We start from the raw sequence: 19,481 nt of genomic DNA, 5'->3' as shown, positions 1-19,481 counted from the left end.
CGCCCCAGCCTGAAAACTACGCCGTCTATATTTCTTTGTCGCGAAGCCACATCGATTTCGACATGCCCTCAGACTTATTTTTCTTTTGCCGCTTTTGAATGCGTCTTGAGCAAAAGGAGAAACAAATGATGATCGAAAAACAGTCCGCGAATGAGAAGATTCCCCTCCCGGGCAACACAGCTTTCGCTGGACCAAGATTCCTGATTGGCAGAAATCGTCGGGGTGGTTGGATCGTAAACGACCGCCTCGGGCTGGTCGGTGGCATCTTCGTCAACGAAGCAGCCGCCCGTCATTTTGCGATTGAAGAGTCTGACAGGCACTACGAGCTTATAGCAGTACTGGACGACGCGGCGATCGAGCTTGAGTTCCGCAAAGCAGATTTCTCAAACGCAACAGCATCCCATCAGTCCTCCGAAATCTGCAACCGAAGTGTTGCAAGCGCTCGTTCGGCCTCAACGATATCCTTCAGTAGAAGCCTCTTGTGACGGTGGTCCAGCCCGCCGCCTGCCAACACAGCGTCCACAAACTCAAGGATATCGGCCGCTTCGACAACGACCTTTGTCGCTCCCCTTTGTACCGCTTCGTTAGCAAGGCGTCCCTCGACCGGAGGCATTATACGCTCTGCTGCCACAAAGACGCTTCCGTCCAGAAGATAAGACACCAGTCTCGGGTCCGGTAACAGTCTGATCAGAGCCTGGATCTCGTCGGCGGAAAAAGGGCTGCGAGCAATCAGTCGCGAGTGAAGCGAGGCGTAGCTCATCCCCAAGGCGGCCGCCGCTTCCTCAACCGACATCTGCTTCTCCACCACGAGAAGCGTGTAGACGATGTGGGCAAAATCTTCGCCGCGGTTCATGAGGTCCCTCCTGAGTGTTGGATCGTCACACAGAGGCCCTGAGGCTGCAAGGCCGTCAAAACGGCGCACGCGTTTTGATCGCGAGAGCCCGTCTGAGATTCTATCTGCGCCGAGGCCGGCGTGACCCCCGTCGGCTGGGATGGTCCTGTGAAGTACCGTGCCGACCACATCATCATGGAATGACTATGCTTTTCTGGATCATCATGTCCGTCACAGTCTTTGTGACAACCGTAGCGGCCATTGTCCTCGGCATATCAATTGCCGAAACAGGAAGACTTCACTTCGGTGCCTCCGTAGTTCTCTGGGCCGTCATCGGAGTTTTCATCCCCATGTGGCTGATCATCCGTCACGGACGAAAATGACGACATGGCACGGTCGCGCATCTCCGCCAGTCAATCAACCAGGGGCGGGAGCGATGCTCTTAGCGTCGAGAGTAATCACCGCTGCAACGGTAAACGCCGCGATGGTGGCAAACAGGAATGCGCCGACGAAAATAGCGATCGCTTTTAGCGCGCTGACGCCAAGGTCGTGCCTGAACCAGCGGACCTGCGCCTGCGCGTACCAGATGGTGGCAACCGCCACTGCGACGCCGCCGGCGAGATTTCCCTGCTCCTGCGGCATGCTGAAGAAATCGAAGCCCAGCACGAGAAGGAAGGCGAAGGGTGCCGCGACATAGCACTGGCTGAAGAAGGGCGGGCGGAGCGAATTGCGGGTGATCCTGACCCTCTTCGATCGCAGTAGCGTTACCGCCATGCAGAGCGGAAAGATACCGAAGATCACCCCTCTTGCGATCAGAAGATTGGAGCCCGAACCGAGCTCGCGGGCAGCTTCCGTCGGATCGTAGACCGATGGCAGTGCTCCAGACAGCGCCTGTGAGAGAAGCAGCGTAATGAGCAGGAACAGGGGCGGACTAAGCGTGTCCTGATACTGTTCTTCCGGCTCGTCGGCGAGTTCGATGTCTGCGTAGCGCATCATGCTAAGTGGCCTGACGACCGCACGCCACATGGTGACGGGATAAAAGACCAGCCACGACACTAGCTCGTAGAGGAGCTCTTCGAGCGACTTCAGCAGTTTCATGAAGTCCACGTGCCAGTCCTTCCCGTTAATGCTTGTGTGGGGTTGCACCCTCTTACCAGCGTCGGCACCAGACGTCACTGTGCAGTGCCCTGTCTCTGCGCGCAGGCGGGCAGCTGCCACCGTGAAGGACTTGGCCGAACAGGCTTCCCATGCCATTTCAGCTAATGTAGATTTTTGAAATAGACACCGTGAGGTCGTCGTATGAACCCGAACAACTTCGCCAAGGCGCCAAGCCGTGCCAGAGACTTTGCTCGTAGATCGAACGGGAGGAGCCAGTCGATGAAGATGATGAAAAGCCTGATGTTCGGGGTCGCCATGATGGCAGCCGTGCCCTCTGTCGCCGACGAGATGCGGCGCGAGACGGTTCGTTTTGCTACGGGATCCTCGAGCTCGACCATCAAATCGTCGGTCAAAGGCTACCAGACGGTTCAGTACGCGCTGTCGGTTACGGCCGGCCAGAAGATGAGCGTCCAGCTCAATTCCCGCAATACAAGCCTCTACTTCAATGTGACCGCTCCGGGCGCCGATGCGGCTCTCTACAACAGTTCGATCGATGGAAACGGCACCAGCATCACGATCCCGTCCAGCGGCAAGTACCTCATCGACGTCTATCTGATGCGCAATGCAGCAAGGCGCGACGAGACCGCGAGCTACGATCTCACGCTCTACGTCGAGTAGTCATCCGAACCGCGTGCGACACCGTCGTCCGGAAATGTCGAGGTTCGAACGATGATCTCAACCGATCGCGATTTCCCGTTCTACAACGGCAAGCCCGTCGAAATTGATGGACCAAGCTGGCTCCTTGTCATGGTATCGTTGGCGGCCGCTTTGCTTGTGCTCTCCCTCGTTCCCCTTCGCACCTTCCCCTACAATCTCATTCCGGCGCTGCTGTTCGTCGCACTTCCCGTGTTGGCGCTTAGCAAGGTAGCCGGGCCACACTGGAAGTGCCTGTTCCGTCCTGTCGGATTTCGGTCCGTGGGGCTGATGGTGCTGTTCGGGGTTGCTACGCTGCTGGGATCCATGGCGATGGGCTTGGTCCTGCAACAGTTTTTCGAACTTTACTCCAATCCCGTCGCGGATGCGATCGCCGCGATGTCGGCAACCCAGGTGAGCGCCACGCTTCTGGTGACCGGCATCCAGTTGGTAGGGGAAGAGCTTTTCGGAATACTGCCTTTCCTCGCTGTATTGTGGCTGTGCGTGCAGCGTTTGCACCTGTCACGAAGGTTGGGGATCCTGATCGCCGTTGTCGTTTCGTCTCTGCTCTTCGGCGCGGCGCATCTGCCGACCTATGACTGGCACTTTGCACAGTCTCTCATCGGCATCGGTATCGCCCGCCTGATACTCACGCTCGCCTATATCGTCACGAGAAATCTCTGGGTCTCCGCGGGCGCCCATATCATCAACGACTGGACTGGATTTGTCTTCGTTTTGGAGTTCGGGCATGTACCCATCAATGCAGTGGAGTGAACCCCGAAGGCCGGTGGTCGTTAAGAAATCCACCTCATGGCCTTCGCGCCGTAACCTTCGAACGAAAGGACTTGGAATGCGTCTCGTAACGAAATCTCTCATGGGAATAGTCATGCTGTCGGCCCTCCCCGCGTCTGCAAACGACGTTCATCAGACGAAGTGCAAGGGCAACAGCGGAGCATGCATCCAGGAAGCCCAGCGCGTCTGCGGTGGCGAATACCACGTTCTTTTCAGTGAAAGCCACGCCGGAGGGCTCCTCGGCGACAGCGTTCCAGGACCGGTGACCTGGTACTCCATGAGCTACGAATGTCCGAACTCCCGTGGCGACAAGCCGGACTTCCCGTTCCGCGGCAACACGTATTCACCGCCGCCGGAACGCGACATCGAAACGAAGTCGCGGCAGAGGGTCTCCGTCGGAAGCATGGGTAAATTCTGCCAGGGAGAGGCATCAGCCACGTTCGGTCGGAGGCCTCAGGAAATCCTTACTCTCCCGGTGGAGCGCACGGGGGGCGGGTTCACTGTCTACGGCCAGTTCCCACCCGAGGGATCGCGGGTCACCACGTTCGAGTGCCGCTTCGATTCGTCCGGTGCATTCAGACGCGTTGTTCGGGACTAATTACGGTTTCGCAACGACGCGCAACCTTCCTCGCGGTCGCGAGGTGCGGGTCTCCCACGAGAGCGGTCGCTGATCGTCGCCCGTCACCGACACGTAGTCATCTCAATGTGAAGCTGCTGCTCTCCGGTGATCGAGGCGCCGGCTCCAGAAATCTCGCTGAAATTAAGCAGCGTGGTCCACTCCACTCGCGTGAGTGTCGCATGTTGATGGTCCCTGCGCGAGCTGGAACATGCCGACGAGACCGCGTAGGCGTTGCGCCTCATTCATCAGCAGTGCGCTTGCCGCATTGTTTTCCTCGACCATCGCGGCATTTTGCTGTGTTCCGTGATCGAGCATGTTGACGGCCGTGTTGATTTCGTTGAGGCCGACGGATTGTTCGCGAGCCGAAAGGGCAATCGCTTCGACTTGCGTGGTGATCGCTTCCACGCGGCCGGTGATTTCGGTCAGTCCTTCGCCGGTCTCACGGACGCAGCGAACGCCGTCTAGAACTTCTCGGTCAGACGTCTGGATCAGTTGCTTGATTTCTCGTGCGGCTTCTGCCGACCGTCCTGCCAGAGCGCGGACCTCCTGGGCAACCACCGCAAATCCTCGTCCTGCCTCCCCCGCCCTTGCCGCCTCGACCCCGGCGTTGAGAGCCAGAAGATTGGTCTGGAAGGCGATCTCGTCGATCACGCTGATGATTCCGCCGATTTTGGTCGACGAGATCTCGATGCGTGCCATGGCTTTCAACGCATTTGAAACGAGCACTGCTGTGCTTTCACTCGCGGCATTGGTTTCGCTGGCAATACGATGGGCGTCTTGCGATCGGCGCGACGCGTTGCCGACATTGGCAGTGATCTGTTCGAGCGCTGCCGCGGTCTCTTCGAGCGATGCGGCCTGGTGCTCGGTGCGGCGGGACAGATCGTCGGCGCTCGAGGCGATCTCGCGGCTTCCCCCCTCGATGGAAATGCTTGCATGGGCGATCGAGCTCATGACATCGGCCAACTGGGCGACTGTTGCATTGAGATCGCGGCGCAGATTTTCGAAGTCCGGCGCAAATGGCTCGGTCAGTTCGAAAGCGAGATCGCCGCTTGCCAAACGCCGCAGCCCTTCGGCGAGACCTCCGGTTGCATGGCTCAAGCGTGCCCTTGCCTCGGTCTCTGCTTCCCGTTGCAGGCGGACGCGTTCACCTTCCGCGTTGGCCCGTGCGGTCGCTGCTTCTTCTTCCAAACGACGGTTGGCGATCGCCGCCTCCCGAAACGTGTGCAGCGCACCGGCCATGGCACCGAATTCGCTGCGAGATCCAAACGACGGGATCGCAAGATCCGTCTGTCCCTCGGCGAGTTTACCCATGGCACCGGTCATCGCCGCGACTGGCCGCGTAATGGACCGGCCGATAATCCAGACGCCGCCACCAAGCCCGACGATCGCCAGCAGAACCAGGCCGGCGACGACGGTAAGGTTGCGAGACGCGACTCTTTCATTTTCCACGAGGATAGTCTCGCGCTCCGTTTCGTAAGCTGCGCTGACAACCTGCACCTGCGGCTCTAACGCAAGGTAGGCAGCTGCAACATCCTTGCGGGTCTCTGCTTCCCCAATGCTGGCTTCGGCGTAAAAGCGAAATGCCGATCGGTAAATTTCCAGGCCATCGAGCACCCGGCTGCGCTGCGCACCCGGACGGAAGGCATTTTTCACAAGCGTCGTGAATGTCTCAGCCTCCTCTGTGTGTTTTTGCAGATATGAGGCATCGCCACGCAGTATGAAGTCTTTCTCATGACGCCGCAGCATCAACATGCTGGCGCGAATAGCGGTATCGTCGACGGCGTCCAGACGTCCCTCGATCGAATGCACCGCCGAGCGCATGGCGCCCTGCAAGCCATTGTCCTGATCGAGACCAAGGTCCTGATTGTTCTTCACAAGCGTATCAAACGCTGCTTCGTAGGCGGTCAGGCCAATGCTCAGTTGGTCGAGTTGGGCTGCGAGATCAGGAGTGGCGGAACGACGAAGGCTCGCCAGCACGCCACGACCTTGAGAAACGGCTGCCTTGAACTTTTCCGTGCTGGCCATCTCTTTTTCGAGCAGGAATGCCTGCTGGAACATGTAGCTGGCGCTCACGCTGGCCGACAGGCTTGCAACGTCGGCTTTGCTCTCGGCAAGCGCATCTGCAGCGGCACGATATCCGTGCTCGACGTGGCGCTGACCGATAAAGATGGCGCAGATCGTGATGATACCGACGAGCGCCATCGCCGCCAGGAGCATGACGCGCTGCGAGATTCGAAGATTGGCGAAGAGCAAAGGCTTAGACCTCAAAGGCAAGAAAACAGCGGCATCAATGCCCTTCGGCTCTTAAGCAAATGTCTACGGAGTGTGAATTTACTGTGACACAGCCGCGTGCGTGCCGGTGCGGCGCAGCTCACTTGCCCCCTCGGCTAGATTGCGGAAGAGGGCTTCAGCACACTGAAGCTGTGATCATTGTGGAGTGCGATAACACCCTCGTATTCAAGGGCATAGAGAGCGTTGAGTAGCTCGTGCCTGGAAAACTTCACTGTCGTCGGCGTGTTTGCGATCGTGCGAAACCGAATCTGCGACGGCGGCCTCAGCCGCAATCGTCGCAATAGATCCGATAAAGCATGCACAACTTCGAGATGGGTTCTCAACGACCGGGTCTCCAGGTAACACTCTCGATCAACGCAACACGCGCCGAAGCGACAATGCTGTCTCCAGCTATCCCTGGTCTATTTCAGTTTTGTGACGCGGCTTAAGGAATAAGATGGCCTTGGCCAAGCAGTCGTCTGCGTAATCCTGCGTGGGAGTTACCTGATGGGCTTAAGAGTCCTGATGGCTGCATTGAGTGCGATCCTGACACGAGGTCAGCCCGATCCAGTTTGACACCAGGCCGGGCAGTCGTCAGGATCAATTTGCCCTGAACGACATTCGCACACCGTCGTCATCGGAACCGAACTTTCATCCGAAAAAGGAATCATCCTCATGGGCAAGAAACTGAACAAGGTCTACGAGGCGCTCGTCAGTGGCGCAGCCGACGGTCTAACCGGCAAAGAACTCTATGCTCATGTCGTAGACGAATGCCCGAAGACATCGAGCAAACGCATTGTCAAAGCCTCCCTGTTTGCGTTGTCCGACCCGGACATCAAGGAGAGGGGTCTGCTGGAAGCAATCTACGCGCTTGCTATCGACTATCGCCTGTCCTCGCTGGGGGTCGATGAAGAAACTCAGGAGACAGATGACGAAAACAGTCCGGCTCCACTTGTTTCACAGGAACTGAGAAACAGGCTCGAAAGCACGGTCTCGATTATTCCGGCCATTCGAGAGGACGCGACATTACCGGAACCGTCTAAAGGCATCCATTGAGTGCAGATAGGCACCGCTCAATCCGACGCACTCAGCGTCCATCGGGCACGTCCGTCACAGCAATTTCCGAGGGCTTGATGGCCTTCAGTACGAATTCGATAGCGAGAATATCGACCTCGTTCTACTGCCCTACCCAGTCGGAACTGGCTATGCCTCGCACCTGACCGTCATCCACACGTCACATATTCGTGGAATCTGATCTTGACGATCGGAGGGCGATTACGTGCCGTATCTATGCCTCAACGCGATATCGAAGCACTTCGACCAGTTCACAGCGCTGGATAGCGTCTCGCTCGCGATACCCGACGGAGCGTTTCTCGCCTTGCTTGGACCTTCAGGCTGCGGCAAGACCACTCTTCTGCGCCTGATCGCCGGGCTTGAGCATCCCGATCAAGGAGAGATCCGTTTCGACGATCAGTTAGTCGCCGGTGATGCCGTCTTTGTCCCACCGGAAAAGCGTCGCGTTGGCATGGTCTTTCAGTCGTATGCGCTCTGGCCGACGATGACCGTACGAAAAAATATCGAGTTCGGCTTGAAAGTCGCCGGGCTCACGGTTCAGGAGCGAAACCAACGCATCGATGAGGTTCTGGACGTCGTCGGGCTTCGGGGGCTGGATGGCCGCCGACCGCACGAACTGTCGGGTGGACAGCGGCAAAGGGTAGCGCTTGCTCGCTCGCTCGCAACCAGACCGCAACTCATCCTGCTCGATGAACCGCTTGCCAATCTCGATTCTCACTTGCGTGAGGCCATGCTCGCGGAATTCCGCCGTATCCATAGTCTGACCGGCGCCACATTCGTATTCGTCACCCATGATCAGGACGAGGCGATGGCGGTTGCGACGCATGTCGCCGTCTTGGACCGGGGCCGGCTACAGCAGCTCGGTACGCCGGAAGAGCTTTACCGCCAGCCGTCTTCGAGCATGGTTGCCCGTTTCATCGGTCGGGGACGGACGCTGCCGGTCCAAGTGGTTGAGTCCGGAGCGGGTCGAACGAAGGTCATGCTCGGCCAGCAGCTCCTCGACATGCCGGGCGAGGCCCCGACAGGCTATGGCTGGCTGTGCTGTCATGCCTCCGATTTCAAGCGCGTGCCTGAGGGCGGCCACCTGAAGGTCGAGCTCCTGGGTCAGGTCTTTCAGAACGGCGTCTTCCTCAGCCACTGTCTGCCGACTGAGATTGACGGCGACGTCGTCAGCCTGCCGCTCGAGGAGCGGTTAGCGCCCGGCACATCGATCGAACTCGTCCTTACGGGCGGCTGGGTGATCGGCGACGGCGGAACAGGCCAAACCTGGGCCGGCCGTGTCACTGGTCGATCGTCAACCTGTCGTTCTGCCGTCATCTCTGTGAGCTAGGCGAAACAGCACCTGCCGAACCGGTGGCCGTCTCCCCATCGCCCGGGCGGGGCCGCGTTCAAAACAATCTGCCCTATCAACGAGGTTCTCATGTTTTTCCGCACGCTCGTCGCCACAACCATTCTTGCCGGCCTCGCCTTCCAGGCCGCGGCCGCAGACACGATCACCGTTTACACCTCGCAGCCGCAGGATCAGATGACCAAGGTCATCGAGGCGTTCAACGCCGACCATCCAGAGATCAAGGTTGAACTCTTCCGTTCCGGCACGACCGAGGTCATGGCCAAGCTGCAGGCTGAATATGCCGCTGGCAACAGCCCGGCCGACGTCATCCTGATCGCTGATACCGTCGCGATGACGCAGTTGAAGAACGACGACCGCCTTCTGGCCTTTACCGACGCTCCGGTTGCGGGCATAAACCCGGCCTTCATCGATGCCGACAAGACCTTTTTCGGCACCAAGGTGATCACCACAGGGATCATCTACAACACGAACCTCGTGAAGACCGCCCCGAAGAGCTGGAACGACCTGCTTGCCGCCGATGCGGCCAAGAGCCTTATCATGCCAAGCCCGCTCTATTCCGGTGCGGCCGTCATCCATGTCGGCACGGTAACGCAGCAGCCTGAATTCGGCTGGGCGTATTACGAAAAGCTGGCCGAGGCCGGCGCCCTTGCCGGCCAGGGCAATGGCACGGTTGTCGAAGCCGTTGCGCGCGGCGAAAAGGCCTACGGCATCATCATCGAATACATGGCCCTCAACGCCAAGAAGAAGGGTTCACCCGTCGACTTCGTCTTTCCCGCAGAAGGTGTAAGCTCGATCACCCAGCCAGTCGCCGTGCTCAAGGGGTCCGATCAGGTCGAGGCAGCCAAGACCTTCGTCGCCTGGCAGCTCTCCAAGGCAGCCCAGGTACAGGCCGCCGCCCAGGGCTATTTCCCGATCCTGCCCGGTGTCGCGCAGCCGGAAGGGTACCCGGCGCTTACCACACTGAAGATCCTGCCCGCCGATAGCGATGCCATGCTCAAGGCCGACAAGGAAACCAAGGAAAAGTTCGCGGAACTGTTTGGCGGTTGACCCTATGATCCGCAGACCCGTTATGGGCCGGCCGCATCGTTTGGGAGGCGAGCATCTGCTCGTCTCCCTTCTCGTTTTATACGTGTCCTTCACGACGCTATGGCCGCTCGCGCGGCTCTTTTCCGCCGCCTTCCAACCCGGCGAGGACGGCACGCCGCTCGGGCTGATGCTGACCACGCTCGCCAGTCGCTCGGCACTCAGGGCGCTCTCGGGAACGCTGCAGACCGCGCTTCTGTCCGTTGCCGTGTCGACTGTCATCGGCGTGGCGCTCGCCTTTGCAGTCAGCCTTTTGAAACTCCGCACCCGCGCCGCACTGACCTTTCTCATCCTGATCCCGCTGATCGTGCCGTCGCAAACCATGGCGCTTGCCTGGATTGAACTCTTTGGCGCGCAGTCGCCGATCCTGAAACCGCTCGGCCTTGCGCCACCGCCGGGCTCCACCAACCCGCTTTATTCAACTGGCGGGATCGCGCTTGTGATGGGCATCGAACACATGCCGCTGGTTTTCATTGCTGTCCGGGCGGCGCTGCGGGCACTGCCGGCCGACCTTGTCGAGGCCGCGCGCATCCTCGGTATTTCGCCAGGCAGGATCGGCCTCGGAATCGTCTTACCCATCGTCATGCCTTCGGTGCTGGCTGGAAGCTTGATCGCGTTCACCGCGGCGATTGGCAATTTCGGCGTGCCGGCACTTCTTGGCATTCCGGGCCGCATCTCGGTCCTGACAACGTTGATCTACCAACGGCTGAACGGCTTCGGCCCGGCCGCCGCCGGCCAAGTGGCGACACTGGCGCTGATGCTCGCTGCCATGGCGGCGCTTGCCATCGTCCTGCGCAACATCGTCACGACCCGCATCGCCGTGCCGCTTCCGGCCGGGACACCCTTCGTGCCTACCCGCCGCGCGCCTGTAATCGAGTTCCTGCTGTGGATCGTGGTGCTCATCCTGTCGCTCGTGCCGCTCGCGGCGCTGACCATGACTGCGCTCTTGCCGGCCATCGGGGTGGCCTTCGGACCCGACACGATAAGCCTCGACCAGTTCCGCGCCGTGCTCGACAATCCGACCGTGCGAAGGGCTTTTGCCAATTCGCTGCTGCTCGCCGTGATCACGGCCGCAATTTCGATGCTGGTGGCCGTACCGCTGGCCTTTCTTTCTCAACGCCGTACAAATCCTGTGCTCCGGCTGCTTGATTTCGTCATCGAGGGGCCCTGGGTCGTTCCCGGCACTGTTGTCGCGCTCGGCATGATCCTCGCGTTCCTCAAGCCGCTGCCGCTGATCGGGCTGTCGCTCTACGGGACCATGGCGATCCTCGTCATCGCCTATCTCTCGCGCTTCCTGCCGCTGGTGCTCCGGCCCGTGGCCGCCGCCGCGCAATCAGCCGACCCCGCACTGGACGAGGCGGCTCGCATTACCGGCGCCGGTCTTAATCGCCGCATCCTGTCCATCTTCTTGCCCGGCGTGCTACCGGCCGCGGCTGCCGGGGCGATTCTGGTCGTGATGACGGCGCTCAACGAGCTGACGCTTTCGACACTGCTCTGGTCGTCGGGAAAGGAAACCATAGGTGTGATGATTTTTGCCCTGCAGTATGAAGGAAACTCGACTGGCGCAGCGGCAGTCGCAGTTCTCTCAACCCTCCTCGTGTTGAGCCTTGCCGGGGGAGCGACATTGATTGGCTCAAGCATGCCGAAGGGCACCCTGCCCTGGTTGGAGTGATTGAAGTACGGGGGTTTAAGCTTAGTTCCTAGCTTCGAAAATGCGGGGTAAAGGCGTGCCCTACCTTCAAAAAGCTAGGGAAAGAGATGACGGAACTTGACGTGCTATTGATCTGTTGTGAGTGTCCAATCGGAAATTAACGGAGCATTTCGTTGGCGACAGGCCTGATAGCACTACTCGACGATATCGCTGCAATAGCGAAGCTGGCTGCTACGTCGCTGGACGATGTTGCGGCCCAGACTGCAAAAGCAAGCGTCAAGGCTGCAGGCGTTGTTATCGACGACACGGCTGTAACCCCGACCTATGTCGTTGGGCTATCACCGGCCCGGGAGCTGCCGATAATTTTGCGCATCGCTCTGGGCTCGCTGCGCAACAAGCTGGTCTTCCTCCTGCCCATCTGCCTCCTGCTCGGCTACTTCGCCAACTGGCTGATCACCCCGCTGTTGATGATCGGCGGCCTGTACCTGTGCTTCGAAGGCGCTGAGAAAATATACGGTCTGCTGGCCCCCCACGCGCACGATGTGGGTGACTCGTCGACACCGGTTGACCCGGTCGCGCTCGAAGAACAGAAGGTCGCCGGGGCTATCCGCACGGACTTCATCCTATCCGCAGAGATCATGGCCCTGACGCTTGCCGATGTTGCGGATTCCAGCATCTATACCCAGGCTATGGTGCTCGCTGCCGTAGGAGTGCTGATAACGGTTGCCGTCTATGGCGTCGTGGCTTTCATCGTAAAGGCCGATGACATCGGATTGCACATGGCAAAGGCGGGATCTGGCACGGCACGGGTGATCGGCCGCAGCCTGGTCAAGGGTGTGCCGGTGTTTCTACAGATCCTGGCGGCCGTGGGCACTGCGGCCATGCTCTGGGTCGGCGGCAGTATCGTCGTCCACGGGCTGGATGGGCTCGGGCTGTCAACACCCGAGCATGTCATAGAAGGGGCATCCCATTTCATGACGACTACCATCGGGGTTGCTCCGGCTGTGGTCGGGTGGCTTACGACATCCTCGCTTCAGGCTTTGCTGGGCATCATCCTTGGCGCCATCGTCGTCATTGGCGTAACGGCCGTGCATGCGGCGCTCCCCTCGCGTCGCTCGGCGTAACGTCCGGTAACCCCTTCGGAAAGATCGAACGGGTGGCTCGCCCGCGGACTCACCGGACTGAGTGCAGGACGTTGAGGATCAGCTCTATCGGTGTCCAGCCTGATAGCAGGAGCCGTCGCGATGCCGCTGGCCGTTTCGAGGTACGAAAAAGCCCGGGTTTTCTGGTCTGTAAGGTTTCGAACGTCGGCTTACGGACAGCCTCTCTCGCATCCCTATTGTATTCTTAAGGGCGCTGATTGCCGCCTTTCTGGCGTTGAGTTGAAGAACTGGTTCTGAGGGCAGAGAGCCGTGGCGGTTGAACCACGCAGCGCTCATCAGTCTTTCACCACTCCAAGCTGGCCTCATACCGACAGATCGTGGAGATCGCTCCTTATGGCCTCACCCACATCAAAGTCTGAAAAGCCCACGTTCAGCCCGCCGCGCTCCGGCGTACAGGCGGTCGGTCCAATGAGATAGCGATCCGCGGAAGGGAACGGCGCCAGGCGGAGAAGCGGCCATACCTTGCCGTCCGACGAGGCCTGTATCCTTGCCGCTCCGTTTTTGAGCGTGATCCGTATGATGAAGTCTTCCAATCCTTGAAACGGCTGCGAGACGGACCAGTCCGAGCTTCCGTTGGTGACAACCGTTGACAGAAAGCGCTCGCCGTCCGTAAACTCGACACCGGTCTTGATCCAGCGTGTCTCGTCAATCCGCAACATCAAACCCGCCTGGTCATACAGGGATCGGAACTCCCTGGACCCGGACCCGCGCTGTGAATCCTTCGCTGACCGAAACTCCAAGAAAATGTCCACTATCCCGCTCGAACCCGTAATGCGTCTTCTGCCAGAAGTCGGTCTTCTGGTCGGTCGTCATGGTAAGACGATCGGCCGAGACCTCCCAGTTCGCAGGCTCGTTGACCCAGGCTCCGTTCTCGAGGTGGGTTCTCATCTATGCAGCCACTCCTTCGCCATCATCGCCATACGCATATCAGTCCTTGGCAAACACCGTAGCGGACTCTGAGGTGGAGACCATCGTGTTGTAGTCAGAGACAAGCCATTCGAGATCGTCGCCCGCGCCTTTGCGGGCGTCGCCTTTGGCCATCTCGAGTTTTTCGTCGAAATTGCGAAGCTTGGACAGGAGCGACGCCGGGCTGGACTCAAACACGTGGAATGAGTTGGGATGCTGCAGCGCGTAGTCGTCGAACTCCCGGACAGCCTGAGCGTAGTCGGCAAGCACTAATCTGAATGCAGGCATGGCGACCACGGGCTTTTCGTTTGTCGGCATCACGTCCATCACGGCCTCTGCCCGGAACATGACGTTTCGCACATGCCAGCGCGATTTCTTGCCCTCGGCCTTTTCGAGCGCGAGTAGCGATGCGCGGTCGAGCTCAACCTTTTCGGTCCTCAATGCGGCGTCCACCGTCTTCCGGCGTTCTTCATAGACGGGCGATAGGGCAGCGATGTCCTTATGGAACGCCTTACCGTCTGCCATCTTGTCCGACTTATAGTCCTGGCGCTCGTAATACTTGTTCGCCCGCTCGATGACGGGAGCCAGTTGCTGGTAGGTCTCGACATAGGCTGTCATGGCAGCGTCAAGCTCCGGCAGCTTTGGCTCTTCCTGAGCGGAAGCCAAGGCTTTGCCCGCCAACTCTCTCACGTCGTATAGAGAGTACATGCCATAGATGATGCGCTCCTTGCCGGTCGGGCCCTTCTTCATGTCGACCCAACTGTCGTAACGCTGTAGCGACTCGGACGCGCGCAGGGTTTGGTTGAGAAACTCGACGTACGTGTTCATCTTGCCCATCGCCGCGTCAGATACGGTGGCATCAGGTGGCGACTGGGCCTGTACGGGGGATGTCCCCAAAAGATATGGGACCGAACCAAGAAGGATCAGGACCAGAACCGAGGCGGTAACCGCCTTTGCGAGCGTCTTCATCGGATGCATTTCCCCATCGATCAGACAGCTATTTGTCGCGCTGGATCGCCAGATCAAGGCCAGGCTTGGATCGCGTCCATTCGCAGGACTGCGGCTTTGGTCAATGAGCCGCCAACCTTCACGCCGCTGCTGTATCCGGCTCTGATACTCAAGCCTCTCAGCATGCCGCAGCACGAGACGGAGAGACGCAACAAAATGGTCGCGTGTTGACTACCTCGTCAATTTTCACTATTCTGTATCTGTTCATTATGCTGAACTTTTGAAGATAGAGGTTATCGTGAGCGGTCGTGGTGTCGAGCGTGTTTTGGATATGATCGAGTGGTTTGCGGCTTCACCGGAGGGCGCGAGCCTTTCAGAGATCGCGGCTGCACTTGCCATGCCCAAGTCGAGCGCGCTTCTCATGCTGCAATCGCTGGCCGAGCGCGGCTACATCCACCGGCTGGGCAGCGGTGAGTACCAACTTATCAGGCTCCCGGGTGAGATCTCTGCAGACGGTCCAAACTACGGGGCGCTGATTGCGCTTGTGTCACCTTATCTCTTGAATGCCGTCCAAGAGACGGGTGAGAGCGGGTTCATCGCCGTGCTGGAAGGTCCATCGATCCGCTATCTCAACAAAGTGCTACCCAAGCGAGAGATCCTTTACGATCGCGACATCGTGCCGACGCGTCCAGCACACAAGGTTGCGAGCGGCGTCGTTCTCTTGGCATCGGGCAGCGATGCGGATGTGGAAGCCTATGCGGAAGCGTCGTCCCTGTCCGAGGATGATCAGTCGAAACTTCAAGAAGCTATCGCCAGTTCGCGCGCATCAGGTTTTTACGTCAATGCGATGGGTGTCGTTGAAGGTGCTGCCGGTGCTGCCGCGCCGATCATTGCTGCAAATGGCAAAGCCATAGCTGCTTTCAACATATCCGGCCCGCAAGGGCGCTTCATTCAAAATTCCGACCGCATCAGTCACGTGGTCAGGGAAACTGCAGTCGCGATTACCGAGGAGTTGGCGCGCCGCAGTCGTCGTTTATCCAAAGGGAGGTAAGGAATGAAATTTGTAACACTTTCGGCCGTGGCCGGGCTTTTGGCCGGCATTGCCGGTTTCGCGCAGGCTCAGGATGCCCCAGCCGGTTATCCCGCTGATTACTCGAAGATCATCGAAGGTTCGCGCTCCGAAAAGGGCCTCATGATCTATTCCAACATGGCCGACAACAACTGGCAGCCGCTCATCAAGGGCTTCAACGCGAAGTATCCTTGGGTGAAGATCGAGACTGTCGATCTGGGATCGGGCACTGTCCATTCGCGCTGGGAAGCCGAAAAAGGCTCGAGCGCCCGCACCGCCGACGTACTGGTCTCTGGCGCCAACGACCGTTGGGCATCCTACGGCAAAGACGGCCTGATGGAGGATTACAAGAGCCCCGAGATCGCCAAGCTCCCGGAATTCGCCCACCCCTATCCCGGCGTGAACGTGCTTTCCACCGATCCGCTGGTCATCACGTACAATGCCGCTCTTCTGCCGGAAGATCAGCGCCCGAAAGGTTTCGCCTCACTGGTTGAAGACGCCGTTGCCGATCCGGATACGTTCAAGGAAAAGATTACCACCTACGATGCGGCCCGCAACAGCTTCGGCCTTACCGCATGGTGGGCCTATATGGACAAGAAAGGTGAAGCCGGCTGGGCCGGACTTCGCAAGATCGGTCCGATGATCCGCGGCGAAACCTCGGGCGGTCCGATGAACGAGAAGATCGCCACCGGCGAATATCTCATGGGCATTGCCGTTTCCGGCATCACCATCTTCCCGCGCCTCGAACAGCCGGGTGGCGAAATCCTCGGCTTTGCCTTTCCAGACGACGGCACGATCATGATGCTGCGCGGCATGGGTATTCCGAAGGGCGCGGCTAATCCGAACTCAGCAAAACTCTTCGTCGATTATGCGCTGAGCCAGGATGGCCAGACTCAGGTCGGCAAGGGCGGTCTTGTGCCTTATCGCGAGGACGTTCCAGAGGACCAGGTTCGCTACACGTTTCAGAAGATAAGCGAAATCGTCGGCAAGGATAATGTGATCACGGCCGGTTTCGACCAGCGCTTGATTACGGAAGCCGGTCCCTTCGTCGCAAAGTGGAACGCTGCGATCGCCGGCAAGTAAGCCGAGCCAAAGGGCCGACTGGTCGTCGGCCCTTCCATCAACCCTGACAGGAAATATCGATGACGGATATCAGCCACCCCGGCACGGCCGGACGGGGGATAGACCGATCGCGTGCGATCTACTGGGGCGTTGCGGCGCTGACGACGATCCTCGTATTCGGTCCGATCACCCCGATTGTCTTCCAGGCCTTCCTCGACAAGCCGCTCTACGACGATACGGCTGTCATGACGGTCGGCAATTTCAGCCGCCTGTTTAGCGAACCGGGCATAGCCGGCGTCTTCTTCAACACCCTTTATTTCGGTGCGTTGACGATGGTCGTCGCGCAGGTCTTCGGTGCTGTCATGGCGGTGCTCGTCGGTCGTACCAACCTGCCGGGTCGCAAGTGGCTGGGCGAGATCTTTATCTGGCCGCTGTTCGTCTCGAACCTCGTCATCGCCTTCGGCTGGTTCACCATGTACGGACCGTCAGGCTTCATGACGCTGGCGGCGAAAACCTATCTCGGCGGTGCGCCTTGGAATCTCTACAGTGTCACTGGCATGGGTATCGTCGCAGGTCTCAGCCAGGCGCCGCTCACCTATCTCATGTGTCTTGCCGCCGTCACAAAGGCCGACCCGCTGCTCGAAGATGCGGCGCGCTCGACCGGAGCTGGTCCCTTCCGAGCCCTGTTTTCGGTCACCATCCCAATGATCCGTCCCGCGATCATCTATTCGGCCGTGCTGAACTTCGTCGTTGGCATCGAGATGTTGGCCATCCCGCTGCTGTTCGGCGGTCCGTCTGGAATTCAGACGGTCACGACCTTTCTCTATAACGCCGGCATCAACGCTGCGGTACGGCCAGAATACGGAATTGTGGGCGCGGCTGCCGTCATCCTACTGGTCGTCGTTGCCTTGCTTGTCTGGTTACAGGGCTTTTTGATGAAAGGCGCCGGCCGCTTCGTCACCGTGCGCGGCAAGGCAAGCCGTCCCTCGACGCTCGATCTCGGTGCCTGGCGCTGGCCGGCGTTCCTGTTCGTCTTCGCATTCGCATTCCTGACGATCATTTCAATCTTCGGAGGCATTTTTCTGCGCTCGGCGGTGAGCTTCCTCACACCGCTCATACCAGTCTGGAAGGTGATGACGACCGCCAATTTCGAGCAGGTTCTTGGCTCGGCCACCTACGTGCGCTCGATCGTCAATTCCGTTCTGGTCGCGACGATCGGTGCTGCGATCGGCACATTCTTCATTCTGGTCATCGCGTTGGTCGCCCGCCGGTCGGATTTCAAGCATAGCCGGGCGCTAGAATATATCGCGCTTTTCCCGCGCGCGCTTCCCGGCATCATCGCTGGCCTTGGGTTCTTCTACGCAGTTATCTGGCTGCCCGGAGCAGACGTCATCCGCGGCACGATCGCGGTGCTGATCCTTGCTTTCATGATCCGCTATATTCCGGTCGGCTTTGGTGCCATCGCGCCGGCGCTTGCTCAGGTCGGTGAGGAACTCGACCGCGGTGCGCGCATTTCCGGCGCCGACTGGTGGACGACCGTGACACGCATCATTGTGCCGATCCTCAAGCCCGCGCTGTTCAGCTGCTATGCGTTGCTGTTCATCCACTTCTTCAAGGAATACGTGACGGCGGCCTTCCTATATCAACCGGGGTCCGAAATCATCGGCACCACCATGCTGCAGCTTGTCGCTCAAGGTGACAACGGCCCGGTCTCCGCCCTCGCAACCATACAAGTCGTCATTACCGCCGCGTTCGTGATCATCGCTCGCCGCGTCATGGGAGCCAAAATCTATGGCTGATCTCGTCCTTCAGAACCTGACCATCAAGTACGGCGCCGTCACGGCTGTCGATAACCTCAACATCCATGTTCAATCCGGAGAGTTTCTGACGTTGCTCGGGCCGTCCGGCTGCGGCAAGTCGACCTCGCTGTTCGCGGTCGCCGGTCTCAACCACGCTACGTCGGGAACGATCCGCATCGGCGACCGAATCCTGTTCGATGGCAACGCCAAAAACACGGTGCCGCCGGAGAAGCGCAATATCGGTCTGGTATTCCAGTCCTACGCACTGTGGCCACACAAGACCGTTGCCGAGAACCTCGCTTTTCCTCTGACGCTCCGAAAGATTGGAAGAGCAGAGCGTGACGAGCGCATCCGGGAATCGCTCGGCCTCGTGGAAATGCTTCCCTATGCGGACCGCTTTCCGTTCGAACTTTCCGGTGGCCAGCAGCAGCGCGTCGCACTTGCTCGAGCCCTCGTCTACCGCCCGCCGCTTCTGCTCCTCGACGAGCCGCTTTCCAACCTCGATGCCAAACTGCGCGAGCGTGCCCGCGTCTGGCTCCGAGAGCTGCAGGAACGATTGAAGGTCACCACCATCTACGTCACCCACGACCAGGCAGAGGCACTGGCCGTTTCCGACCGGATTGCGGTGATGAGCATGGGACGGATGCGCCAGCTCGGCACGCCGCGCGAAATCTACGAGCGACCAGCCGACAGCTTTGTCGCGGACTTTATTGGCTCGTCTAACTTTTTCGACGGAACGATGGTCGAGAACGGTGCCGACAAAGCCCGCATCCGCTTGGCCGATGGCAGCGAGCTCGTCACGCCCCCCGGTGCCGCAGGCAAGGACGGTTCCGTCGTCGTTGCCATCCGCCCTGAAAAGATCGAGCTCACGAGCGAGGCCGGCCCGAACACGATGCGGGTGTCGATCGATCAGCGGACCTATCTCGGCTCGGTCTGGCAATATGCGGTCCGGTCGGGCCCGATCGAGTTCCGGGTTCAGACGCCTTCAGAGCTGAAGCAGGATTCGATCCTCGTGCGCATTCCTCAGGAACATTGCGCCGTCTTCCCCGACAAGCCCGGCGCGAATTGAG

At 59.3% G+C, this 19,481-nt stretch carries 17 protein-coding genes and 1 pseudogene; 12 read left to right on the top strand and 6 right to left on the bottom strand.

Annotation, left to right across the window (positions count from 1 at the left end; all coding sequences use genetic code 11):
* Positions 1 to 74: 74 nt before the first annotated feature.
* The 3 genes from ACQY1L_RS15455 to ACQY1L_RS15445 form a co-directional block, all read right to left on the bottom strand.
* A complete protein-coding gene (locus tag ACQY1L_RS15455) occupies positions 75 to 320 on the bottom strand; it encodes a hypothetical protein (RefSeq protein ID WP_156461718.1) in 246 nt (81 codons plus the stop codon).
* Between the two features lie 83 nt (positions 321 to 403).
* Complete coding sequence (locus ACQY1L_RS15450) at positions 404 to 853, bottom strand: phage regulatory CII family protein (protein ID WP_430241617.1); 450 nt, start codon at positions 851 to 853, stop codon at positions 404 to 406.
* A gap of 396 nt (positions 854 to 1,249) precedes the next feature.
* Complete coding sequence (locus tag ACQY1L_RS15445; RefSeq protein ID WP_113166279.1) at positions 1,250 to 1,939, bottom strand: permease; 690 nt, start codon at positions 1,937 to 1,939, stop codon at positions 1,250 to 1,252.
* Between the two features lie 270 nt (positions 1,940 to 2,209).
* Here ACQY1L_RS15445 and ACQY1L_RS15440 point away from each other — a divergent pair, with 270 nt between their 5' ends.
* The 3 genes from ACQY1L_RS15440 (at position 2,210) to ACQY1L_RS15430 (ending at position 4,013) form a co-directional block, all read left to right on the top strand.
* On the top strand, positions 2,210 to 2,608 hold the full coding sequence (locus tag ACQY1L_RS15440) for a hypothetical protein (protein ID WP_430241615.1): 399 nt from the start codon (positions 2,210 to 2,212) through the stop codon (positions 2,606 to 2,608).
* Between the two features lie 51 nt (positions 2,609 to 2,659).
* A complete protein-coding gene (locus tag ACQY1L_RS15435) occupies positions 2,660 to 3,397 on the top strand; it encodes a CPBP family intramembrane glutamic endopeptidase (protein ID WP_430241613.1) in 738 nt (245 codons plus the stop codon).
* Between the two features lie 100 nt (positions 3,398 to 3,497).
* Positions 3,498 to 4,013 (top strand): hypothetical protein, encoded by a 516-nt coding sequence (locus ACQY1L_RS15430; RefSeq protein ID WP_430241611.1) that lies wholly within the window; start codon positions 3,498 to 3,500, stop codon positions 4,011 to 4,013.
* Positions 4,014 to 4,175: 162 nt separating this feature from the next.
* Here the strand turns inward: ACQY1L_RS15430 and ACQY1L_RS15425 are convergent, their stop codons facing one another.
* Positions 4,176 to 6,251, bottom strand: a complete 2,076-nt coding sequence (locus ACQY1L_RS15425; protein WP_430261890.1) for a methyl-accepting chemotaxis protein — start codon at positions 6,249 to 6,251, stop codon at positions 4,176 to 4,178.
* A 729-nt stretch (positions 6,252 to 6,980) separates the two neighbouring features.
* Here ACQY1L_RS15425 and ACQY1L_RS15420 point away from each other — a divergent pair.
* The 5 genes from ACQY1L_RS15420 to ACQY1L_RS15400 all read left to right on the top strand — a co-directional run bounded on the left by ACQY1L_RS15420 (position 6,981) and on the right by ACQY1L_RS15400 (position 12,588).
* The gene (locus ACQY1L_RS15420) at positions 6,981 to 7,361 is read left to right on the top strand and encodes a hypothetical protein (RefSeq protein ID WP_174197535.1); all 381 of its coding nucleotides are present in this window, start codon (positions 6,981 to 6,983) and stop codon (positions 7,359 to 7,361) included.
* Between the two features lie 223 nt (positions 7,362 to 7,584).
* On the top strand, positions 7,585 to 8,709 hold the full coding sequence (locus ACQY1L_RS15415) for an ABC transporter ATP-binding protein (RefSeq protein WP_082476353.1): 1,125 nt from the start codon (positions 7,585 to 7,587) through the stop codon (positions 8,707 to 8,709).
* Positions 8,710 to 8,799: 90 nt separating this feature from the next.
* On the top strand, positions 8,800 to 9,777 hold the full coding sequence (locus ACQY1L_RS15410; protein WP_430241605.1) for an ABC transporter substrate-binding protein: 978 nt from the start codon (positions 8,800 to 8,802) through the stop codon (positions 9,775 to 9,777).
* A 4-nt stretch (positions 9,778 to 9,781) separates the two neighbouring features.
* Positions 9,782 to 11,485, top strand: coding sequence for an ABC transporter permease (locus ACQY1L_RS15405; RefSeq protein ID WP_430241603.1), 1,704 nt, complete (start codon positions 9,782 to 9,784; stop codon positions 11,483 to 11,485).
* A gap of 152 nt (positions 11,486 to 11,637) precedes the next feature.
* Positions 11,638 to 12,588 carry a DUF808 domain-containing protein gene (locus ACQY1L_RS15400; protein WP_430241601.1) on the top strand — a complete coding sequence of 317 codons (951 nt, stop codon included), beginning with the start codon at positions 11,638 to 11,640 and terminating at the stop codon, positions 12,586 to 12,588.
* A 341-nt stretch (positions 12,589 to 12,929) separates the two neighbouring features.
* Here the strand turns inward: ACQY1L_RS15400 and ACQY1L_RS15395 are convergent.
* Together ACQY1L_RS15395 and ACQY1L_RS15390 are read right to left on the bottom strand one after the other, a co-directional pair.
* Positions 12,930 to 13,515, bottom strand: a pseudogene (locus ACQY1L_RS15395) (DUF1349 domain-containing protein).
* Positions 13,516 to 13,554: 39 nt separating this feature from the next.
* Entirely contained in the window at positions 13,555 to 14,502 is a 948-nt protein-coding gene (locus ACQY1L_RS15390) for a YiiG family protein (RefSeq protein ID WP_430241599.1), read from the bottom strand.
* 277 nt (positions 14,503 to 14,779) lie between these two features.
* Between ACQY1L_RS15390 and ACQY1L_RS15385 the strand changes: the two genes are divergently transcribed.
* The 4 genes from ACQY1L_RS15385 to ACQY1L_RS15370 are packed head-to-tail and all read left to right on the top strand — an operon-like array spanning position 14,780 to position 19,480.
* Positions 14,780 to 15,532 carry an IclR family transcriptional regulator gene (locus ACQY1L_RS15385; protein ID WP_082471705.1) on the top strand — a complete coding sequence of 251 codons (753 nt, stop codon included), beginning with the start codon at positions 14,780 to 14,782 and terminating at the stop codon, positions 15,530 to 15,532.
* Between the two features lie 3 nt (positions 15,533 to 15,535).
* Positions 15,536 to 16,633 (top strand): ABC transporter substrate-binding protein, encoded by a 1,098-nt coding sequence (locus ACQY1L_RS15380; protein ID WP_430241597.1) that lies wholly within the window; start codon positions 15,536 to 15,538, stop codon positions 16,631 to 16,633.
* Positions 16,634 to 16,692: 59 nt separating this feature from the next.
* Positions 16,693 to 18,411 carry an ABC transporter permease gene (locus tag ACQY1L_RS15375; RefSeq protein WP_062576981.1) on the top strand — a complete coding sequence of 573 codons (1,719 nt, stop codon included), beginning with the start codon at positions 16,693 to 16,695 and terminating at the stop codon, positions 18,409 to 18,411.
* On the top strand, positions 18,404 to 19,480 hold the full coding sequence (locus ACQY1L_RS15370) for an ABC transporter ATP-binding protein (RefSeq protein ID WP_092665061.1): 1,077 nt from the start codon (positions 18,404 to 18,406) through the stop codon (positions 19,478 to 19,480). The genes ACQY1L_RS15375 and ACQY1L_RS15370 overlap by 8 nt, the downstream gene beginning before the upstream one ends.
* Position 19,481 lies beyond the last annotated feature (1 nt).

This window comes from Neorhizobium sp. DAR64862/K0K3 (genome assembly GCF_050500185.1).
GTDB lineage: Bacteria > Pseudomonadota > Alphaproteobacteria > Rhizobiales > Rhizobiaceae > Neorhizobium > Neorhizobium soli.
The sequence above is the reverse complement of the archived record's forward strand: the minus strand, read 5'-3'. Positions and strand labels throughout refer to the sequence as shown.